At 71.2% G+C, this 20,280-nt stretch carries 15 protein-coding genes and 1 tRNA gene; 10 read left to right on the forward strand and 6 right to left on the reverse strand.

What is annotated here, in order from left to right; all coding sequences use genetic code 11:
- Nucleotides 1-69: 69 nt before the first annotated feature.
- Nucleotides 70-2,649 carry an ABC transporter permease gene (locus ACFYZ8_RS35305; RefSeq protein ID WP_388540977.1) on the reverse strand — a complete coding sequence of 860 codons (2,580 nt, stop codon included), beginning with the start codon at nt 2,647-2,649 and terminating at the stop codon, nt 70-72.
- Nucleotides 2,646-3,464, reverse strand: a complete 819-nt coding sequence (locus tag ACFYZ8_RS35310) for an ABC transporter ATP-binding protein (RefSeq protein ID WP_388540979.1) — start codon at nt 3,462-3,464, stop codon at nt 2,646-2,648. Before ACFYZ8_RS35310 ends, ACFYZ8_RS35305 begins: the two co-directional genes overlap by 4 nt.
- Before the next feature lie 424 nt (nt 3,465-3,888).
- On the opposite strand from ACFYZ8_RS35310, the gene ACFYZ8_RS35315 reads away from it, so the two are divergent.
- The 3 genes from ACFYZ8_RS35315 to ACFYZ8_RS35325 all read left to right on the forward strand — a co-directional run bounded on the left by ACFYZ8_RS35315 (nt 3,889) and on the right by ACFYZ8_RS35325 (nt 7,641).
- The gene (locus tag ACFYZ8_RS35315) at nt 3,889-5,388 is read left to right on the forward strand and encodes an MFS transporter (RefSeq protein WP_388540982.1); all 1,500 of its coding nucleotides are present in this window, start codon (nt 3,889-3,891) and stop codon (nt 5,386-5,388) included.
- A gap of 241 nt (nt 5,389-5,629) precedes the next feature.
- Complete coding sequence (locus ACFYZ8_RS35320) at nt 5,630-6,037, forward strand: DUF485 domain-containing protein (RefSeq protein ID WP_359035688.1); 408 nt, start codon at nt 5,630-5,632, stop codon at nt 6,035-6,037.
- A complete protein-coding gene (locus tag ACFYZ8_RS35325) occupies nt 6,034-7,641 on the forward strand; it encodes a cation acetate symporter (protein ID WP_359035690.1) in 1,608 nt (535 codons plus the stop codon). Before ACFYZ8_RS35320 ends, ACFYZ8_RS35325 begins: the two co-directional genes overlap by 4 nt.
- Nucleotides 7,642-7,793: 152 nt before the next feature.
- Here ACFYZ8_RS35325 and ACFYZ8_RS35330 read toward each other — a convergent pair whose 3' ends face one another.
- The 3 genes from ACFYZ8_RS35330 to ACFYZ8_RS35340 form a co-directional block, all read right to left on the reverse strand.
- Complete coding sequence (locus tag ACFYZ8_RS35330) at nt 7,794-8,684, reverse strand: cellulose-binding protein (protein WP_388540986.1); 891 nt, start codon at nt 8,682-8,684, stop codon at nt 7,794-7,796.
- Nucleotides 8,685-8,920: 236 nt separating this feature from the next.
- The gene (locus tag ACFYZ8_RS35335) at nt 8,921-11,920 is read right to left on the reverse strand and encodes an SUKH-4 family immunity protein (RefSeq protein ID WP_388540989.1); all 3,000 of its coding nucleotides are present in this window, start codon (nt 11,918-11,920) and stop codon (nt 8,921-8,923) included.
- Nucleotides 11,921-11,928: 8 nt separating this feature from the next.
- Nucleotides 11,929-12,912, reverse strand: coding sequence for an SMI1/KNR4 family protein (locus ACFYZ8_RS35340; RefSeq protein WP_388540992.1), 984 nt, complete (start codon nt 12,910-12,912; stop codon nt 11,929-11,931).
- A 324-nt stretch (nt 12,913-13,236) separates the two neighbouring features.
- Between ACFYZ8_RS35340 and ACFYZ8_RS35345 the strand changes: the two genes are divergently transcribed.
- Together ACFYZ8_RS35345 and ACFYZ8_RS35350 are read left to right on the forward strand one after the other, a co-directional pair.
- The gene (locus ACFYZ8_RS35345) at nt 13,237-13,821 is read left to right on the forward strand and encodes a YwqJ-related putative deaminase (RefSeq protein WP_388540994.1); all 585 of its coding nucleotides are present in this window, start codon (nt 13,237-13,239) and stop codon (nt 13,819-13,821) included.
- Between the two features lie 88 nt (nt 13,822-13,909).
- Complete coding sequence (locus ACFYZ8_RS35350; RefSeq protein WP_388540997.1) at nt 13,910-14,404, forward strand: SUKH-3 domain-containing protein; 495 nt, start codon at nt 13,910-13,912, stop codon at nt 14,402-14,404.
- A 10-nt stretch (nt 14,405-14,414) separates the two neighbouring features.
- Here the strand turns inward: ACFYZ8_RS35350 and ACFYZ8_RS35355 are convergent, their stop codons facing one another.
- Nucleotides 14,415-15,722, reverse strand: coding sequence for a histidine kinase (locus ACFYZ8_RS35355; protein ID WP_359035702.1), 1,308 nt, complete (start codon nt 15,720-15,722; stop codon nt 14,415-14,417).
- A 289-nt stretch (nt 15,723-16,011) separates the two neighbouring features.
- Here ACFYZ8_RS35355 and ACFYZ8_RS35360 point away from each other — a divergent pair.
- The 5 genes from ACFYZ8_RS35360 (at nt 16,012) to pth (ending at nt 20,279) form a co-directional block, all read left to right on the forward strand.
- Nucleotides 16,012-16,086 (forward strand) — tRNA-Gln (locus ACFYZ8_RS35360).
- Between the two features lie 112 nt (nt 16,087-16,198).
- Nucleotides 16,199-17,647 carry a bifunctional UDP-N-acetylglucosamine diphosphorylase/glucosamine-1-phosphate N-acetyltransferase GlmU gene (gene glmU, locus ACFYZ8_RS35365; RefSeq protein WP_388541000.1) on the forward strand — a complete coding sequence of 483 codons (1,449 nt, stop codon included), beginning with the start codon at nt 16,199-16,201 and terminating at the stop codon, nt 17,645-17,647.
- A gap of 132 nt (nt 17,648-17,779) precedes the next feature.
- Nucleotides 17,780-18,760 (forward strand): ribose-phosphate diphosphokinase, encoded by a 981-nt coding sequence (locus ACFYZ8_RS35370; RefSeq protein WP_359035706.1) that lies wholly within the window; start codon nt 17,780-17,782, stop codon nt 18,758-18,760.
- Nucleotides 18,761-18,956: 196 nt separating this feature from the next.
- Nucleotides 18,957-19,550: a 50S ribosomal protein L25/general stress protein Ctc gene (locus ACFYZ8_RS35375; RefSeq protein WP_359035708.1), complete on the forward strand. Its 594-nt coding sequence runs from the start codon at nt 18,957-18,959 to the stop codon at nt 19,548-19,550.
- 126 nt (nt 19,551-19,676) lie between these two features.
- Nucleotides 19,677-20,279, forward strand: coding sequence for an aminoacyl-tRNA hydrolase (pth, locus tag ACFYZ8_RS35380; protein ID WP_388541004.1), 603 nt, complete (start codon nt 19,677-19,679; stop codon nt 20,277-20,279).
- Nucleotide 20,280 lies beyond the last annotated feature (1 nt).

Raw genomic sequence — 20,280 nt, forward strand, 5'->3', positions numbered from 1 at the left:
CGAAGAACCCGGCGCCGAGAAGTCCCCCGTGACTCCTCGGCGCCGGGCCCTGTCCCCCGTCCGCGGTGGCTACTCGGTCGCGATCGCGTTCAGGACGTTCATACGGCCCGCCCGGAACGCCGGGACGAGGGCGGCGAACAGGCCCACGAAGGCCGAGCCGATGAAGACCGCGATGATCGTCGGCCAGGGGATCTCCAGGACCTTCAGGCCCTCCAGGGCGAGGAGCTTCTGGGCGGTGGCGCCCCAGCCCATGCCCAGCCCGAGCCCCAGCAGCGCGCCGAAGAGGGCGATCACCACCGACTCCAGGCGGATCATGCGCCGCAGCTGGCGCCGCGAGAGGCCGATGGCCCGCATGAGGCCGATCTCCCGGGTCCGCTCGACCACCGAGAGCGCCAGGGTGTTCACGACACCCAGGATCGCGACGATGATCGCGAGGGCCAGCAGGCCGTAGATCATGTTCAGGAGCTGCCCGATCTGGTCCTTGAGGGCTTCCTTGTAGTCGCTCTGGTCGCGCACGGTGTACTGCGGGTAGTCGTGCAGTGCCGACTTCAGGGACTTGTACGCGGCGTCCGTCTGGCCCTCCTTCGCCGAGGCGAAGACCAGCTGGTCGAGGGGCATCTTGTCGGCCGGCACGTACGTGGCGAGCGTGGCGATGGAGATGTACTTGGAGCCCGCGTCGATGATCCCGTCGCTGCTGGTGATGGCCCGCACCGTCAGGTTCGCGGTGGCCCCGTCGTCGAACGCCACCTTGATCTTCGAGCCGAGGCGGATGCCGTGCTCCTTGGCGAACCTTTCGTGCACGGACATCGAGTCGGGCTTGTAGGCGTCGGCGAGCTTGCCGGCGACCGTCTTGGTCCGCAGGTCGGTCGCGTACGTCGGGTCGGCGGCCGTGATGTCGGTGTTCTTGAGGACCTTGCCGTCCGGGGTCGTGTAGTCGGCCTCGGTGATCTTGTATTCGGTGACCCGCTCAAGACCGGGCGTGTCCTTCACGGCCTTCACGGCGGCCGGCGTGATCATCTGCCCGCTGTCGGACTGGATGATGAAGTCCGTGCCGACCGTCTTGTCGAGCTGGTCCGTGGCCGAGGCGACCATGGAGGAGCCGACCACCGACAGACAGGCGACCAGCGCGAGGCCGATCATCAGGGCGGCGCCCGTGGCACCGGTACGGCGCGGGTTGCGCAGGGCGTTGCGCTCGGCCAGGCGGCCGACCGGACCGAACACCCTGAGGACGACGGCGCCCAGGACGCGCACCACACCGCCGGCGAGCAGCGGTCCGATGACGACGAAGCCGATCAGCGAGAGCACCACGCCGAGGCCGAGCCACGCGGAGCCCTCCTTGGCCTTGTCGGCCGCGGCGGCCAGGTAGAGCGCGTAACCGCCGCCGGCGGTCAGGACCGTGCCCACCAGGGCCCGTACGCGGCCCGCCTTGGCGTCGGCGGGGGCGCCCGCGTCCCGCAGGGCGGCCATGGGCGAGACCTTGCCCGCGCGGCGGGCCGGCAGCCAGGCGGCGAGGACGGTGACGACCACGCCGAGGAGCAGGCCGACCACCGGGGTCGTCCAGGCGACCGTCAGATCGCTGGTCGACAGGTTCATCCCCATGGAGCCCATGAGCTTCATCAGCCCGATCGCGAGCCCGACGCCCGCGCCGACCCCGAGCACCGACCCGAACACGCCCAGGAGCAGCGCCTCGACCAGTACGGAGCGGTTGACCTGCCCGCGGGAGGAGCCGACGGCCCGCATCAGCCCGATCTCCCTGGTCCGCTGGGCGACCAGCATCGAGAAGGTGTTGATGATCAGGAAGATGCCGACGAGGAAGGCGATCCCGGCGAAGCCGAGCATCGCGTACTTCATGACGTTCATGAAGCCCTCGACGTCCTTCTGGTTGGCGTCGGCGGTCTCCTTGGCCGTCTGCACCTTGTAGGTGCCGCCCAGTTCGGCGGCGACGTTCTTCTTCAGCTGGGCGTCGGTGACCCCGGACGCGGCTGTGACGTTGACGTTCGTGAACACGTTCGGCTCGCCGACGAGGGTCTCCTGGGCGGTCTTGGTGTCCAGGTAGAAGATCGCGGCGCCGGGGTTGGTGACCTGGAACTCGGCGACGCCGGAGATCCTCGCCTTGTGGGTGCCGACCGCGCTGATCACGCCGATCTCGTCACCGAGCCTCAGGTGGTGCTTGTCGACGGTGTCCTTGTCGACCATGACCTGGTCGGAGCTCTTGGGCGCCGTACCGGAGGTGATCTTCATGGTGCGGGCGTCGTTGCCGTTCCAGCTGCCGACGATGGTGGGGCCGCCGCCGGACGGCGAGAGGCTGTCCTTGTCGGCGTCCACCACGGTCACCGAGGTCGAGAAGACGGTCCCCTCCGCCGTCTTCACGCCCTGCGCCTCGCGCACCTTGGTCAGCACGGAGGCCGGCATGACCGGCGGCTTGCCGTTGTCGGAGGTGGTCTCGCCGCTGTCGGAGGCGCCCTTGGCGCTCACCGTCACGTCCGAGGACGTGGCCGCGAAGAGCTTGTCGAAGGTGGTGTTCATCGTGTCCGTGAACACCAGCGTGCCGCAGACGAAGGCGACCGACAGCAGGACCGCGACGGCAGACAGGGCCATGCGTCCCTTGTGCGCGAAGAAGTTGCGCATGGAGGTCTTCATGACGGTCATGACGTGCGCCCCCGGGCGTCGAAGTCGGGGGTCTGGGGGTGTCCCCCAGAAAAGCACAGCATGCGGTCCAGGACGGCCTCGGCGGTCGGCTTGTGCATCTCGTCGACGATCCGGCCGTCGGCGAGGTACAGCACGCGGTCCGCGTAGGAGGCGGCCACCGGGTCGTGCGTGACCATCACGATGGTCTGCCCGAGCTCGTCGACCGACTTGCGCAGGAAGCCCAGTACCTCGGCACCCGCGCGCGAGTCGAGGTTTCCGGTCGGCTCGTCACCGAAGATGATCTCGGGCCGCGCGGCCAGGGCGCGGGCCACGGCGACCCGCTGCTGCTGTCCGCCGGAGAGCTGGGTGGGCCGGTGCCTGAGTCGGTCCGAAAGTCCAACGGTGTCCACCACGCGCGCGAGCCACTGCTTGTCGGGCTTGCGCCCGGCGATGTCCATGGGCAGCGTGATGTTCTCGAGCGCGTTGAGCGTCGGGAGCAGGTTGAAGGCCTGGAAGATGAACCCGACCCGGTCCCGGCGCAGCTGTGTGAGCTTCTTGTCCTTCAGGCCGGTGATCTCGGTGTCGTCCAGGTAGATCTGACCGCTCGTCACGGTGTCGAGTCCGGCGAGGCAGTGCATGAGGGTGGACTTGCCGGACCCCGAGGGGCCCATGATCGCGGTGAACTGTCCGCGAGCGATGTCCACGTCCACATGGTCCAGGGCGACGACGCGGGTCTCGCCCGACCCGTACGCCTTGACGACCTGCCGCGCCCGCGCGGCAACGGCCGTACGCCCTCCAGTGCCCCCGTGCCTGGTGATGGTTACAGCCGATGTCACGGTATGTCTCCTATATCGGTCAGCCAATGAGCCGCCGGAACCGCCCGGCGTTCGATAGGTGCTGGTGCTCGGTGCTCGGTACGGCGTTCAGTCTGGTGCCGCGGGACGGTCCGGCGCGCTGGTGCTCAGCACCCTCTTCTGCGGGGGAAAACCCCACCCCCGCCCATCCGGTCGCCCCTCCCCCACCGCTCCCCAGCGGCGTAAAGCCAGGTTAAGGACGCCCCCCGGGCCTTCTCCTCCTCCGGCGGTACGAACCCTCCCCCAGCCGTAGTGCGGAGGTACCCCTAGGGGCAGTCCACCGACAGGTGGAGACGATCTAGGGGTCGGCTCCACCCCCGCCCCGGCGAGACTGCACCCTGCCGCCGCGTGAGGGGCAAGTGGGAGAGTGGTCGCCGGCAGATAGGTGCAGGGGGAAGGAATCCGCGTGGACGACACGAAGCCGTCGATACGTGGGACCGCGGCGCACGTCTCCACGAACCGGCGCGGGGCGGTCGTAGCGGCCCTGATGCTCGCGATGGCGCTCGCGGCCCTGGACGCCACCATCGTCTCCACGGCGGTCCCGCAGATCGTCGGCGACCTGGGCGGCTTCTCCGTCTTCTCCTGGCTGTTCTCCGGCTATCTGCTGGCCGTGACCGTGACGCTGCCGGTGTACGGCAAGCTGTCCGACACCTTCGGGCGCAAGCCGGTGCTGATCGCGGGCTCGGCGGTGTTCCTGCTCGGCTCGCTGCTGTGCGCGGTGGCCTGGAACATGGGGGCGCTGATCGCGTTCCGGATCGTGCAGGGCCTGGGCGGCGGGGCCCTTCAGGGCACGGTCCAGACGCTCGCCGCCGACCTGTACCCGCTGGAGGAGCGCCCGAAGATCCAGGCCAAGCTGTCCACGGTGTGGGCGGTGGCGGCGGTCGCGGGGCCCGGGATCGGCGGGGTGCTCGCCGCCTACGCGGACTGGCGGTGGATCTTCCTCGTCAACCTGCCCATCGGCGCGGTGGCCCTGTGGCTGATCGTCCGGTACCTGCACGAGCCGGTCCGGGAAGCGCGCTCCACGCGTGCGCGTGTCGACTGGGCGGGCGCGCTCGCGGTGTTCGCCTGCGGGGGCGTGCTGCTGACGGCGCTCGTCCAGGGCGGGGTGGCGTGGGCGTGGCTGTCGTGGCCGTCACTGGCCCTGTTCGGCACGGGTCTTGCCCTGGCGGCCGCCGTGGTCCTGATCGAGCGCCGGGCGGCCGAACCGATCATCCCCGGCTGGGTGTGGCGGCGCCGCACCATCGCCGCGGTGAACCTGGCGCTCGGCGCCCTGGGCCTGCTCATGGTCGCCCCTACGGTCTTCCTGCCGACGTACGCCCAGTCGGTGCTCGGTCTCGCCCCGGTCGCCGCCGGATTCGTGCTGTCCGTATGGACGCTGAGCTGGCCGGTGTCGGCGGCGCTGAGCCAGCACGTGTACCGGCGCATCGGTTTCCGCAACACGGCGATGCTGGGCATCGGTACGGCGGCCCTGATCCTCTTCGCGTTCCCCTTCCTCCCCTACCCGGGGGCGGCCTGGCAGCCGACCCTGGTGATGCTGCTCCTGGGCGCCGCGCTGGGCCTGTTCCAACTCCCCCTGATCGTGGGGGTCCAGTCGACGGTCGGCTGGGCCGAACGCGGCACGACCACGGCCTCCGTCCTCTTCTGCCGCCAGACCGGCCAGACGGTGGGCGCGGCGGTCTTCGGCGCGGTGGCCAACGGCGTGCTGGCGAGCCGCCTGGGCGGCGCGAGCGACCTCGACTCCGTCACGCGCGCGTTGGACGCGGGTACGGCCCCGGAGACGACCCGCGCGGCCATCGCGGACGCGGTGCACGCGGTGTACGTGGGCGCGGGCTGCGCGGCGGCACTGGCGTTCGCGGTGCTGCTGTTCCTGGCGCCGCGCCGCTTCCCGGTCCTCGAGGAGCGGTGAACGACTGGCGCTTCATGCACCCGAAGTGAGGGTCCGAGCACGCTCCGGCGCGATCAAAAGTCTGAGTTAACGGGGGTAACACCGCAGGTCAGAGAAGTAAGCGCATACCGACCGATCAGTTTGTCAAAAGGGCTGTACAACTCCGAACCGACGAGTAACGTGCGGGGCTCCGCTCCCCCGCCCACCCCCCAACTCCCTGCGGTCCGCCGCGTCGGGCCCGAGCCACGCAAGGAGCAACGGGATGTCCTACAACCCGTCACAGCCGCACCCCACCTACCCCTGGCAGCCCCCCGCCCCGCCGCCCGAACCGGCCCCGCACCGCGCCTTCGACCGCTCCCCGCTCGGTCACCACAGCGACCTGCGGATCCTGCGCAGCGCCTACCGCTGGCAGCGGCGCACCGCCACGCTCACCGCCCTCGGCTACTTCACGCTCTTCCTCGTCCTGTCCGCGTACGCGCCGTCCTTCATGGCGAGCAGCGTCACCGACGGACTGCCCACAGGACTGCTCCTCGCCCTGCTCCAACTGCCCGTCACCTGGCTGGCGATCGCCGTGTACGAGCACACCGCGCGCCGTTACGTCGACCCGCTCGCGGACCGCATCCGCAAGCAGTCCGAGGTGGACGCCAGGCGTGGGGCGGGGGCGCGATGACCGGCTTCAGCGACTCCGCGCAGGCGATGAGCCTGGTGGCGTTCTCCGCCGTCGCCACCGTCACCCTCCTGCTGTGCGTGATGACCGGCCCGGACGGCGACGACCTCGACGAGTTCTACACCGGCTACAGCTCCCTGTCGGCCATGCGCAACGGCCTCGCCATCGCGGGCGACTACATCTCCGCCGCGACCGTCCTCGGCACCGGCGGGGTCATCGCCCTGTACGGCTACGACGGCATCGTCCTCGCGCTCAGCACGGCCCTGTCCCTGATGCTGCTGATGTTCCTGCTGGCCGAACCCCTGCGCAACGCGGGCCGGTTCACCATGGGCGACGCACTCGCACGCCGGATGCCGGGCCGCGGGGTGCGCATCGCCGCCTGCCTGGTCACCCTCGCCGCGTTGATGCCGCTGATGCTGGTGCAGCTCGCCGGCGCCGGCCAACTCCTGGCGTTCATCCTGGGGTTCTCCGGCGACTCGCTGAAGACGGGCTTCATCATCGGCCTCGGCATCCTGATGATCAGCTACGCGGCCATCGGCGGCATGAAGGGCACCGCCCTCATCCAGATCCTGAAGATGGTCATGCTCCTCGGCTCGGGCGCCGTGGTCGCCGTACTGGTCATGAACCGGTTCGACTGGAACCCCGCCACCCTGTTCGACACGGCGGCCGCGCAGAGCGGGGTGGGGTCCGGCTTCCTGCAACCCGGGCTGGAGTTCGCGGCCGGACCGTATCCGCGCGTCGACATGATCACCGCGCAACTCGCGGTCGTCATCGGCGGGGCGTGTCTGCCGCACGTCACCATGCGCATGTACACCGCCTCCAGCGCCCGTCAGGTACGCCGCTCGATGTCCTGGGCGGTGTCGTCGGTGGCCGTGTTCGTCCTGGTCATCACGGTCGTCGGGGTGGGGGCGACGGCGATGATCGGGCGGACGGTGATCGCCGGGGCCGACCCGCAGGGCAACACGGCGTATCTGCTGGGCTCCCGGGCGGCGTTCGGGCCCGAGGTGTCGGCCGGGGAGACCTTCCTGTTCACCACGGTCACCACGGCGCTCTTCCTCACCCTGCTCGCCTCCGTCTCCGGCATGATCCTCGCCTGCGCCAACTCCCTGGCCCACGACGTGTTCGCGGCGAGGGCACGGTCGATGCCGGCGCACCGCGAGATCCTGCTGGCCCGGGTGTCCGCGCTGGCGGTCGGCGTCCCCACGATCTTCCTCGCGACGCTGATCCAGCACCGCAGTCTCCAGCCGCTGGTGATCCTGTCCTTCTGCGTCGGCGCGTCCGCGCTGGCCCCCGCGCTCGTCTACACCCTCTTCTGGCGGCGCTATACGCGAACGGGGCTGCTGTGCACGTTGATCGGCGGCACGCTGACCGTGCTGGTGCTGATGCCGGGCACGAACCTCGTCTCCGGATCCCCTGTGTCCGCGTTCCCCGAGGCCGACTTCAGCTGGTTCCCGTTCACGACCACGGCGGTGGTCTCGGTACCGGCGGGGTTCCTGTTCGGGTGGCTGGGGAGCGTGGTCTCCGGGCGGCGGAAGGCGGAGGAGCAGCGGCGGCAGTACGAGGCGGTGGAGGGGTGGATTCTGGCGGGGGCGGTACGAAGGGGGTGAGGGCCGGGGTCGTGTGTGTCGGGTGCGGGCCTGTGGGGGCCGTGTGTCGGGTGCGGGCCTGTGGGGGCTGCTCGCGCAGTTCCCCGCGCCCCTGGGTGGGTGCACTCACGCTCCTTGAAGGGCCCCCAGAACCCACCCCGGGCACACCCCTGTCACTCCAACGGCGCCGCCCGCCCCGTAAGCGCCGTCAGGCTGCTGCGTACGTGGGCCATCTGCGCCTGGACCTCGTCCCAGCGCTCTCCGTGTTCCCGCAGCACCCGTTCCGTCTCCCGGGCGATCCGCTCCTCCCGCATCCGGGCCTGCGCGAGGATCTCCGCCGCACGCGCGCGTGCGTCCTCCTCGCGCCGGCCCACCGACGCCTCCGCCTCCGCGAACCCGCGCTCGGCCTCCGACAGTGCCGCCTCCGCGCGCGCGATCCGTTCGGCGCACCGGGCGTCCGCCTCGGCCGCCCGCTTCTCGTCGGCCCGCTCGACCCCGGCCCACCGTTCCGCGTGCTCCCTGGCCTGCTCGGCGAGCATCGCGATCGTGCGCTGGCGTACGTCACGCAGCGCGGCGAGCGCCTCCCCGCGCCCCTCTTTCAGCTCACGCCGGGCGGTGACGCGGATCTCATCGGCCTCGGCGCGCGCGGCCAGCAGCAGTTGACGGGCCCGTTCGTCCGCGTCGGCGCGCAGGGTGTCGGCGTGCGCCTGCGCGGCATCCCGTACGCCGTCGGCGTGCGCCCGCGCTTCGTCCGCGAGGCGACGCGCCTCCTCCCGCGCCCCCTCCCGAACGGCCGCGGCCTCCTCCTGGGCCAGCTCGAACAGCCGCCGCGCACCCTCGCCGAGACTCTCGTACGCCTGCGGGGCCAGCGCCGCCACGACCTCCCGCAGGTGCACCGCCTCGGCTTCCATCTCCTTGGCGAGCACGGTGAGCCGGGCGGCCCGTTCCCAGGCGGAGTCCCGGTCCCGCGAGAGGGCGGCGGCGTACGCGTCGACCTGTTCGGGGCGGTAGCCGCGCCCCCGTACGGCCACGAACCCCTGGGGCGACACCGGTGCGCTGCTCATCCTGGAACCCCTCTCCGCCAAAACTACACAAAAGGACGCGAAATGATGATTTCGCGCACATCTTGATGTATCGGACGGAAATGTTCATAACGCGACACTCCGCGCACAGGTCACGGTCGTCGCGGGTCGCCATGGAGCGTCACTTCAGTGGGGGTACGCGACGAAGGGCCGGACCCGGTCCTGTGTGACCGGGTCCGACCCTTCACGTACGCGCGCCGCTCAGCGGCGGCGGGGCGTCACAGCAGCCCGTCCCACATCTGCTCCAGCAGCACCGACCACCAGCTCTCCGGCGAACCCAGCGCCGCCGGGTCGAGCGAGGCGAGCTGGGCCTGGAAGTCGACGGTCCAGCGGCCCGCCTGCTCCTGGTTCAGGCCGAAGCGGAGCCGCCACATCCGGCCGAGCAGGGCCAGACAGCGCTGGAACTCGGGCAGGCCCGTGTTCACGAACTGCGGCGGTACGGGCGCACCGCCCGGCCCGGCCTCCACGGGTACGGCGACGATGTTCGCCGTGCCGTACTGCACACAGATCGCCTTGCCGAAGTCGCTGCCCATGACGAGGTACGAGCCCGCGTCGGAGGCCGGCTGCACACCGCGCTCCACAGCCAGTTCCGCCAGCGTCGGCACCGGGCGCCCCGGCTGGGCCTGCGCCCAGAAGAACGGGCCCATGTCCAACGGCAGCCCCGCCACGACCAGCGAGTGCGCGACGACCGGCGGCACGCCCTGCCGGTCCACCGCGACCTGCTCGAACCGGAAGATCCCGGGACCGAAAGCCCCGGCCAGCTCCTGCGCCACGCCCTCCGGCGGGATCGGCGGCGCGGCCTGGACCGGCGGCAAGGGGGCGCGCACTGGCGCCGGGCGCGCCGGGCCGTCGGCCACCTGGTGCAACTCGCCCTGGTGCGCGAGCAGTTGCTGCATGCCCTGCTGTCGGCTCGCGTGATCCGTGCCGTACGGCGCGATGCTCGCGATCCGCGCCTGCGGCCACTGTTCCCGGATCATCCGCGCGCAGTACGCCCCCGGCAGCTCGCAGGACTCCAACTCGGTGTGCAGCTCCAGCACCTGGTCCGGCGGCACGTTCATGCCGCGCAGCTCGTGGAAGATCTGCCACTCCGGGTGCGGGGTCCCCGGCGCCGATCGCCGGATCAACTGCTGCTCCGACCCGTCCTGCGCGCGGTACCGGAGGACTGCCTGATACCCGGGGCCGACGGTGGGCTGCGACTGCTGGGGGTAGCCGTAGGCCGGGGGGTGGGCGGGGTGCCCGGATGCGGTCTGGCCCGGCGCGGGGTGCCCCGGCGCCGGCTGTCCGGGCGGTGGTACCGGGCCCGGGAACGGTACGGCGCCCGGAGGCGGGGGCGGCGTCGCGCCGGGCGGCATCGGCTGCGGAGCGCCCGGGGCGGCGCCAGGAGCAGCGGGGGCGCCGGTGACCCCGGAAAAGCCCGGGGCACCAGGGGCACCAGGGGCACCAGGAGAGCCTGAGGTGTTCGGTGCGCCGGGAGTGCCGGGAGCTTGCGGCGGCGGAGGCATGCCGGGGCCGCCCACCGGGGGCGACGACAACACGGTTTCCGCGTGATGCACGGCTCCGGGCGCGGTCCGGGGGATTCCGGGCACCCCGGGAGGCTGCGGTGCCCCGGGGGCACCGGCGGGCTGGGGAGCGCCGGACGCACCAGGGGTGCCCGGCGCGTCCGGAAACTGCGGAGCACCCCGGCCGTCAGAAGGCTGAGGCGTGCCGGCAACTCCTGGCATCCCCGGAGCACCCGGGAAATGCGGAGCACCGTGTCCGCCAGGAGACTGCGGCGCACCACCGGTCCCTGGCACACCGGGAGCACCGGGCGGATGCGGAGCGCCAGACCCACCCTGAGCCCCCGGAGCACCAGGTGACTGCGGAACGCCGGATCCGCCCGGCCCCCCAGGGGCACCCGGGTTCCCAGAAGCACCAGCCCCTCCCGGCGCACCCGGGAAGTGGGACCCACCCGGGCCGCCAGGAGACTGCGGCACACCACCGGCGCCCGCGAACCCCGGACCACCAGGCCCGCCCGGAGCACCCGGCGGGGGCGGAGTGGGAGCGCCCGGGAACGGTGACGCACCCTGACCGCCGGGAGACTGCGGCGTAGCACCGGCACCCGGCGCACCCGAAGCCCCGGGCGACTGCGGCGAACCAGCCCCACCCGGCCCCCCGACGGCACCCGGGAACCCTGAACCACCAGGTCCTCCCGACGCACCCGGAGCACCCGGCGGAGGCGGAGGCGGAGTGGGAGCACCGGGAGCCGACGGCGGCCCCGGAGACTGTGCCGCCCCGGAACCCGAGGGCCCCTCGACGCCCGGCGCCGACACGAACTGGGTGGGCACATACCCGCCCCCCGGCGTACCGGGCGCCCCCGGGGGAGGCGGCGGAGTCGATCCGCCGGCCGGCCCCCGCGACGGAGGCGCGAGCTTGCTGGTGGCCACATCGGCGATGTCCCCGGCACTCGGCGCGGGCCTGGGAGCATCAGGCACCCCAGGAGCCTCAGACCCCCTCCCGCCCCCCGAAATCCGCGCGGTCCTGGAGTCCAAGACCTCCGGGCCCTCCGAGTCCTCCGCGTCCTCCGACACCTCCACGATCTCCGAGACCGAGGAAGCCGAAAAAACCGAGGAAGCCGACGAGGCCCCCTCCTCCGTCCCCTCGTCCCCCTCGCTCACCGGCGCCGAGAACACCGTGTCCGGCAACGCGACGGAGAGGTCCTCACCCCCGTTGGTGTCGGTCCCCGTCCAAGGCCGCGCCCCCGCAGGCACCCCCGACGCCGTACCCGAATCCGCACCGGACTCGGACCCGGACCCGGACCCGGCACCCCCCGCCCCACCGGCGGCGCCCCCGTCGCCCCCGATCCCCAACTTGTCCGCCGCGTCCTGCAACCACTCCGGCGGCGTCAGCAGGAACGACGTCTGGTTCAGATCGACCCGGGACGCGGTCGGCGAACCCCCCGCGTCACCACCCCCGTCCTCCCCCCGCCCGTACTCCTCCTCGAAGCGGCGGATCACCTCACCCACCGGCAACGAGGGCCACAGCGTGGCCTCCCCGCTGTCCCGGGCGATGACCAGCCGCTGGGCGCCCCCGTCCGACCGCGGACCGTCCGCACGGTCCTCGGCCCACACCACGAACCCGAGGTCGAACTCCCGCACCCGCACCTCACGGTGCTGGTACGCCGGAACGTCCCCGTTGATCCACTCCTCCGCGCGCTCCTGCGCCTGCGCGAACGTCACCATCGGTCAGCTCACTCCCCAGCCACCGGCACGGACCGCGCGAAACCGCCGTCCACCATCAGGTTCGCCACCGTCTCCAACTCCGGCGGATTACCGGCCAGTCGGGACAGGAACACGTCGAAGTCCTCACCGCACGGCAGCAACAGCCGCCGCACCCGCTCCGCCGGCGGCACCGAGGGATCGACGTCGCGCGCGTCGTCGTAGGCGCAGAACCAGACCGAACCGATCCCCTCGCCCTTCACCTTCACCGCCAGCAGACCGCCCTGGACGAACCCGACACCGAGGTAGTCCTTCGTCAGATGGTCCCGCAGGCACTTGTTGACGTACACGAGGTCGTTGACCGCCGCCTCGTCCCGCACCGTGAAGAACGGCTGGTCCACAAGGAGGCCCAACTCCGCGTCCAGCGCGGCCCCCACCGGCGCCGATCCGCCCGCCGCCTTCAGGAAGGACCGGTAGGCGCCCGGCAGCCGGTAGCCGAGGTCCTCCTCGACCCCCTGCACCTGCGACTCCGTCACCGCCACCGCCGACTTCGGCAGCCCGAAGTGCGCCGGACGCGTCTCCTGCAACGGCCGCGTCCCCCGCTTGTTCTGGTCGACACGGGTCGTCGCGATCCCGCCGTGATGCCGCAGCAGCGCCTTCACCTCGACCGGGATCAGCTCCAGCCGCCGCGAGTTCACCACGTGATGCCACGTCCAGCCGTGCGGTGTCGCCACCGCGGGCACCGTGTCCCACAACGCGTGACCGGTCGCCGCGAGCGCCGCGTTCGCCGACACATAGTCCGTCAGCCGCAGCTCGTCGACCCCGAAACCCTCCGGCGGCTCGGCGATCTCCGCGGCGGCACGCGCGTAGGGCGAGAAGTCGGGATAGCCATGCTCGTCCACCCGCACCCCTCTGGGATGACGCGCGGCCCGGACCGGATCCGGGAAATGCACGACCTGCCCGGCGTAGGCCGCGTTCGGCGGCGCGGCTTGTTGCCCGAGCCGACCTGTCGTCATGGCGAAAGCCCCCTGCGGCGCTCTGGTACGACCCGCGGCGACCCCTTCGGCAATGCAGGGCCGCCACGCGCCGTATCGACTGTCTCGTCCGTCTCCACGCGTCAACCGCGCGCATCGCGGCGACCACTTGGATCGCGGTGCCGACAGCCTATGCGGTACGACGACACCGGTCACCGGGCACCGGCCAGCCCCCCTCCGCTTCCGTGACCAGCCGTCACCCCGCCGTGACAGCCCGCCCGAACGCGGGCGTGTCGCACCGCCCCAGCTTCCGCACCAGCCACGCCATTTGGCAGTCTGTGACGTCCGGGGGATGCTCGGGAGGGGATGACGATCATGAACACGACGCAGACGGGACCGCACCCAGGGCCGCACACGGGCAGGACGACCGGCACGGACACCGGCCCTCACACCGGCCCGCACACCGGTCTGGGCGGCGATCCCCGCATCGGCTGGAGCAGCGCCGAAAGACCCCACGCGCCCGCCCTCCGCCACCGCCGCGACGGCATACTGCCCACCGTCGCCGCCGCCCTCTCCGTCCGCGGCGCCACCCTCACCTCCACCGCCGCCCGCGGCGACCAGGCCCCACCGCTGCACCCGCTCGTCCAGGACTTCCTCGACACCCTCCCCAGCGACCGGCGCGACCGCTTCACCGGCCGCTGCGCCGAGACCATGCTCATATCCCGGCACATCGCCGCCGCCGACGCCGCCCGCAGCAAGCGCGCCGCCCGCAAGCCGATGACCAACGGCGAGGCCCGCCGCGCCCTCAAGCAGGCCAAACTCACCGCCCGCCGCATCCGCGAGGACGGCGACCCGCTGCACGGCAGCTTCGCCGCCCCCTGCCGCGCCTGCACCGCCCTGAGCGCCCACTTCGGCGTACGCATCGTCGACCCGACGGCGAACGGCGGCTGACACCCCCCACCCCCTGTCGTACGACCCGCACGACGGCGCCCCACGCACTCCGGCGCCCACCCATGACCTCGACGAACGCGAAGGGCAGATGCACCCCGACCGCACCGGCACCACCCGCTTTCCCGTCCCCGTCGACGCCGCCCTGCGCGCCGCCGGCTGGCAGCCCGGACGCTGGGACATAAAACAGGCCGAGATCTGGGCCGACACCCTGCGCGAACACACCTCACCCGCCGGACACCGGCACGCCGTGTTCCCCGCCGCCGTCGAGGCCTGGGCCGAGTTCGGCGGACTGCACCTGACCCCCACCGGCCCCGGCCGCCAGGTCGCCCCCGCCCACCTCCACCTCGACCCCCTGCACGGCCTCCACATGGCCCGCACCCTCGCCGACCTCGGCCGCGCCCTCGACACCGAGGTCTGCCCCCTCGGCGCCGAGACCGACACCGGGGCCATCCTCTGCATCGACACCGAGGGCCGCGTCTACGCCCTCGACCACACCGGCGACTGGTACCTCGGCCCCGACATCGACCAGGCCCTCGCCGGCCTCGTCTCCGGCATCGCACCGGCCCGCCTCACCGCGGGCTGACCGCCGCGCCCTACGCCGCCGGAATCACCGCCGACACCCGGAAACCCCCCGCCTCCGTCGGCCCCGACACGAACACCCCGCCCAGCGCGGAGACCCGCTCCTTCATCCCCACCAGACCGTTGCCCCCCGACGGCAACCGGGCCGACGCCAGCGCCGACACCTCCGGCGGCGGTTCGTTCTCCACCTGCATCGCGATCTCCGACACCCGGTGCGCCAGCCGTACATGCGTCTTGGCGCCCGCCGCGTGCTTGTGGACGTTCGTCAACGCCTCCTGCACCACCCGGAACGCCGTCTGCTCGATCTGCGCCGCATACGAGCGCACCTCACCCTCCACCGACAGATCCACGGCCATCCCCGCCTCCGCGGACTGCCCGATCAGCGCCTCCAGATCGTCCAGACAGGGCCCGTCCGCCTCGTCCACCACCCGCGAGGCCGCCGCGGCCGCCGCCACCCCCACCGCGACGAGCGGAACCGCCGCCCGCTCCTGCCGCCCGGAACCGTCCCCACTGCGCAGCACCCCGAGCATCTCCCGCAACTCGGTCAGCGCCTGCCGCCCCATGTCCCCCACCAGCGCCGCGTTCTTCACGGCCTTCTCGGGATCCTTCCGGGCCACCGCCTGCAACGCGGCCGCGTGCACCACCATCAGACTCACCCGGTGCGCCACGACGTCGTGCATCTCCCGGGCGATACGGGTCCGCTCCTCGCCCCGCGCCCACTCCGCCCGCTCCTCGGCCCGCTCGGCGAGCAGCTGAAGCTCCCGCTCCAGGTCGTCGGCCCGCTCCCGCAGGCTCTCCATGAGCCGGCGCCGGGCCCCCACGTACAGGCCGAGCAGCAGGGGCGGGGCGGTCATCCCGATCGCGGTCGTGATCGACGCGAAGGGCACGAACCAGTCGCCCAGGTCCAGTTCGCCGTGCGCCATGTCCTGCCGCACCCGCACGAACATCACGATCAGCATCCCGACCAGTGACATCCCCGCCAGCGAGCCGATGATGCGGCGCGGCAGCTCGGACGCGGCGAGCGTGTACAGGCCGACGATGCCCATCAGATAGCCCATCTGGGCGGGCGTGATGGCGATGCTCACGAGCACGACGGCGATCGGCCACTTGCGCCGGACGACCAGCACGGAGCCCGCGAGTACGCCGAACACGATCCCCGCGGCCGTCGGGATCCCCGCGTCCTGCGCGAACCGGATCCCCTCGAACGCACATTCCACCGCGGACGCCGACGCGAGGCCCACGTCCAGCACCGCACTACGCCACCGTGCCCACCACCACGGCCCCGTCTGAGCCGCGGTGGTGTCTTCCCCCGTCGTGGTCATGCCTCCAGCCTACGTTCGGCGGTGCGAGGTTTTCCGGCGCATTTCGACGACTGGCCTACACCACCTTGAGTGACCGATCGACCACGAAACCGCCCGATATCCCTCGAACTGCTGAATCGCCCACCGTTCGAGCCCGGAAGATCACATTCCGCCCGGACGGTATGCGCTGGGCCGGCATCACCGTCCGACAGGGCGCCGATCTGTACCGTCGCATGGAGGGCGCCTGGTACGGCATAGTAGGAGCCGCCACTCGGCGACCTGACTAAATGTCCGGTTTAGTCGAACTTGTTCCCCCGTGGTGTAATTGGCAGCACTGTGGCTTTTGGTGCCATCTGTCCGGGTTCGAGTCCTGGCGGGGGAGCCACACTCTGTTCGGGCCCTGACCGCACTGTCAGGGCCCGCTCCCATGTCCCCCACGAAACGCCCCGGTATCCTGCGGATGTCACCCCACCCCCTCCACAGCCGAAGGGCATCCCGTGAGCGCCATTCGCCCGGCAGCCGTCGTCGTTCTCGCAGCGGGTGAGGGCACCCGTATGAAGTCGGCCACACCCAAGGTCCTGCATGAGATCTGTGGCCGCACCCTCGTGGGGCATGTGCTCGCCGCCGCCCGCGAGTTGGACCCCGAGAACCTCGTCGTGGTCGTCGGGCACGCGCGCGAGAAGGTGACCGCTCATCTCGCCGACACCGACGCCGACGTACGAACGGCCGTGCAGGCGCAGCAGAACGGCACCGGGCACGCCGTGCGGATGGCGCTCGAGGAGCTGGGCGGCCGCGTCGAGGGGACCGTCGTGGTCGTGTGCGGGGACACCCCGCTGCTGACCGGTGAGACGCTCAACGCCCTTGCCGCCACGCACTCCTCGGACGGCAACGCGGTCACCGTGCTGACCGCCGAGGTGCCGGACGCGACGGGGTACGGGCGGATCGTGCGGGACGAGGTCTCCGGTGCCGTGACCGGGATCGTCGAGCACAAGGACGCCTCGGAGGCGCAGCGGGCGATCCGGGAGATCAACTCGGGGGTGTTCGCGTTCGACGGGCAGTTGCTCGCGGACGCGCTGGGCAAGGTGCGCACGGACAACTCGCAGGGCGAGGAGTACCTCACGGACGTTCTGGGGATTCTCCGCGAGGCCGGGCACCGGGTCGGGGCCTCGGTGGCCGCGGATCACCGTGAGATCGCCGGGATCAACAACCGGGTGCAGCTGTCCGAGGCGCGGCGGATCCTCAACGACCGGCTGCTGACCGCCGCCATGCTCTCCGGTGTGACCGTCGTCGACCCGGCGACCACGTGGGTGGACGTGACGGTCACCTTCGGCCAGGACGCGGTCGTCCACCCGGGGACGCAGCTGCACGGTGCCACGCACATCGGCGAGGGTGCCGAGGTCGGCCCGAACAGCCGGCTGACGGACACCGTCGTCGACGCGGGCGCCCGGGTCGACAACACCGTGTCCGACGGCGCCCATGTCGGTGCGGGTGCGACCGTCGGGCCGTACGCCTATCTCCGCCCGGGCACCCGGCTGGGCGCCAAGGGCAAGATCGGCACGTATGTGGAGACGAAGAACGCCTCCATCGGGGAGGGGACGAAGGTCCCGCATCTCTCGTATGTGGGGGACGCGACGATCGGTGAGTACACGAACATCGGTGCCGCGAGCGTGTTCGTGAACTACGACGGTCAGGACAAGCACCACACGACGGTCGGGTCGCATTGCCGTACGGGTTCGGACAACATGTTTGTGGCGCCTGTCACGGTCGGGGACGGCGCGTACACCGCCGCGGGGTCGGTGATCACGAAGGACGTACCGCCCGGTTCGCTGGCCGTGGCCCGTGGCCAGCAGCGGAATATCGAGGGCTGGGTGGCCCGGAAGCGTCCGGGGAGCGCGGCGGCGAAGGCTGCCGAGGCGGCTTCCCGGGAGGGCTCGAGTGAGGGCTGACCGGAAACAGGTGCGCCGAAGTCGTCGTACCGTGATAAGTGCACACCCGCACCCACCAGCTGAGAAGGCCCGTCGCGCCCAGCGGCGCGGTCTGTCGGCACCCAGCTGTGACACCTCTGAGGAGACAGTGCTGTGACCGGGATCAAGACGACCGGCGAGAAGAAGATGATGTTCTTCTCCGGCCGCGCCCACCCCGAGCTTGCCGAGGAGGTCGCCCAGCAGCTGGGTGTCGGGGTCGTCCCGACGAAGGCCTTCGACTTCGCCAACGGTGAGATCTACGTCCGTTACCAGGAGTCGGCACGTGGTGCGGACTGCTTCGTGATCCAGAGCCACACGGCTCCGATCAACCAGTGGATCATGGAGCAGCTCATCATGATCGACGCGCTGAAGAGGGCTTCGGCGCGTTCCATCACCGTGATCGTGCCGTTCTACGGTTACGCGCGGCAGGACAAGAAGCACCGTGGCCGTGAACCGATTTCGGCGCGGCTGATCGCGGACCTGATGAAGACGGCGGGTGCGGACCGCCTCCTGACCGTGGATCTGCACACGGACCAGATCCAGGGGTTCTTCGACGGTCCGGTGGACCACCTGTTCGCGCTGCCGCTGCTGGCGGACTACGTGGGCCGGAAGCTGGACCGGAACAAGCTGACGGTGGTGTCTCCGGACGCGGGCCGGGTGCGGGTCGCGGACCGCTGGTGCGACCGGCTGGGCGCGCCGCTGGCGATCGTGCACAAGCGGCGTGACAAGGACGTGGCGAACCAGGTGACCGTCCACGAGGTCGTGGGTGAGGTCAAGGGCCGGGTGTGTGTCCTGGTCGACGACATGATCGACACCGGTGGCACGATCTGCGCGGCGGCGGACGCCTTGTTCGCGCACGGCGCGGAGGACGTCATCGTGACGGCCACGCACGGTGTGCTGTCCGGTCCGGCCGCGGACCGGCTGAAGAACTCCCGGGTGAGTGAGTTCGTGTTCACGAACACGCTGCCGACGCCGGGCGAGCTGGGCCGTGACCTGGACAAGATCACGGTTCTGTCGATCGCCCCGACGATCGCGAGCGCGGTGCGTGAGGTGTTCGAGGACGGTTCCGTGACCAGCCTCTTCGACGAGCAGTAAGCGCGCCGGTACGCCGTAAAACGCTTCTGCATGATCGATTTTCCTACGGCCTTCCGCGCCGAGTAGACTGCCCCAGTTGCTCGGCGAGGGAGGCCGTATCCATGGATGCGGCGGTCCGTTATCGACGCGCTCTTCGTAGCAGGCCGTTCGTGGCCGGGTGACCACGTCCGTTCTCTTTCTACGAGGAGTGATCCGCATGTCCGAGGTCAAGCTCACCGCCGAGACCCGCAGCGAGTTCGGCAAGGGTGCCGCCCGCCGTATCCGCCGTGCCAACAAGGTTCCCGGTGTTCTGTACGGTCACGGTTCCGACCCGCTGCACCTGACCCTTCCGGGCCACGACCTGCTGCTGGCGCTGCGTACGCCGAACGTCCTGATCTCCCTGGACATCGACGGCAAGACCAACGAGCTGGCGATCCCGAAGTCCGTGCAGCGTGACCCGATCAAGGGCTTCCTGGAGCACGTCGACCTTCAGCTGGTCAAGCGCGGCGAGCAGGTCAACGTCGAGATCTTCGTCCAGACCGAGGGCGAGCTGGCCCCGGGCGGCAACCTGCTGGAGCACGTGCTGAACGCGCTTCCGGTCGAGGCCGAGGCCACGCACATCCCCGAGTCCGTCACCGTCTCCATCGAGGGTCTGACGGCCGGCGACTCCATCCTCGCCAAGGACATCCCGCTGCCCAAGGGCACCAAGCTGGCTGTCGAGGAGGACACCGTCGTCCTGCAGGTCCTGGCCGCGCAGGCCGAGGAGTCCGAGGGCGAGGCCGCCGAGGGCGACGAGTCCGCGGAGGCCTGAGCAGCGGTCCGGCCGTAGCCGCCGGGCCGCCGCTTCCCCGGCGCCGCCCGGCCGTGCGGTAGCGATGTACGCTCCAGCCGCCGCCCCTGTCCAGGGGGCGGCGGCTGCGCCATGTGCAGAGGAGAGATGGACGTGACTACCCCCGCCAACGCCCCCTGGCTGATCGTCGGCCTCGGGAACCCGGGGCCCGAGTACGCGGGCAATCGGCACAACGTGGGCTTCATGGTGGCCGATCTGCTGGCCGAGCGGGTCGGGGGCCGGTTCAAGCGGGCCGGTAAGGCGCAGGCGCAGGTCGTGGAGGGGCGGATCGGGCCGCCCGGTCCGGCGAACCGGCGGGTGGTGCTGGTGAAGCCGATGTCGTTCATGAACCTGTCGGGCGGGCCGGTGAACGCGCTGAAGGACTTCTACAAGGTGCCGGTCGCGAACGTCGTGGCGGTCCATGACGAGCTGGACGTCGACTTCGGTGTGCTGCGGCTGAAGCTGGGTGGCGGGGACAACGGGCACAACGGGCTGAAGTCGATGACGAAGGCGTTCGGGGCGGAGTACCACCGGGTGCGGTTCGGGATCGGGCGCCCTCCGGGGCGTATGCAGGTCGCGGACTTCGTGCTGAAGGACTTCTCGTCCAGTGAGCGCAAGGAGCTGGACTACTTCGTGGACCGGGCGGCCGACGCGGTGGAGGCTCTGGTGATCGAGGGTCTGGAGCGGGCACAGAGCACGTACAACTCGTAGT

Source organism: Streptomyces sp. NPDC001668, assembly GCF_042893155.1.
Classification (GTDB): domain Bacteria; phylum Actinomycetota; class Actinomycetes; order Streptomycetales; family Streptomycetaceae; genus Streptomyces.